Genomic DNA, 584 nt, shown 5'->3' with positions numbered 1-584 from the left:
TTACAAGATGAATGAATATTGCGTTGTCCGTTACGAATTATTTTTAAAACAATGGCTTAAATATGGTGTGAAATTTTTAAATGAATTAAATGCCTGTGCTGATCTAAAGATGAAAAAAGCACATAGCGCAAATTATTTGAAATTTGCAGCCTAAGGAGAAGACATGGAATGGACTCTGTTTTTCTTTGAAATTTTATTAGTCGTGAATGGATTTGTGTTTATTAACTTTGAATTATGGTGGTTGTAATGGGATTAACAAACAAGCAGCGCGTTCAACGTAAAAAGAAACCTACAACATGTGCCTTTTCTTCACATGTCAGCTTATCAACAGCGCGTTCTTATTTTGTGTCAAATGGTGTGGTTTATTACGATGATCATTACTCATATAGCTTAAAAAAGGCTCACATGACTTTAGAACAGTTTTTGGGGAATCCAAGTATTTTAACTAATGCTGAGTTTAAGCAACTTGATGGAAAGGTGGCGTGATATGGATATTAATCAATTAAAACCTGCGGAAATTGTTCGTGATGAGTATGGCTCATGGATCCATCCTGAATATAGCAAATATTTAGATCAGCACCATG

Annotated in this window: 1 protein-coding gene; it reads left to right on the top strand. The window is 34.1% G+C overall.

The genetic code is table 11. The features are described from left to right. The first annotated feature begins 246 nt into the window (after nucleotides 1–246). Nucleotides 247–486 carry a hypothetical protein gene (locus tag C9E89_RS23125; RefSeq protein WP_107010353.1) on the top strand — a complete coding sequence of 80 codons (240 nt, stop codon included), beginning with the start codon at nucleotides 247–249 and terminating at the stop codon, nucleotides 484–486. Nucleotides 487–584: the final 98 nt, after the last annotated feature.

Origin of the sequence: Acinetobacter sichuanensis, from assembly GCF_003024515.2 — a bacterium.
GTDB classification, from domain to species: Bacteria; Pseudomonadota; Gammaproteobacteria; order Pseudomonadales; family Moraxellaceae; genus Acinetobacter; species Acinetobacter sichuanensis.
Note: the sequence above shows the minus strand (reverse complement) of the source record. Positions and strands in the feature narration are given on the sequence as shown.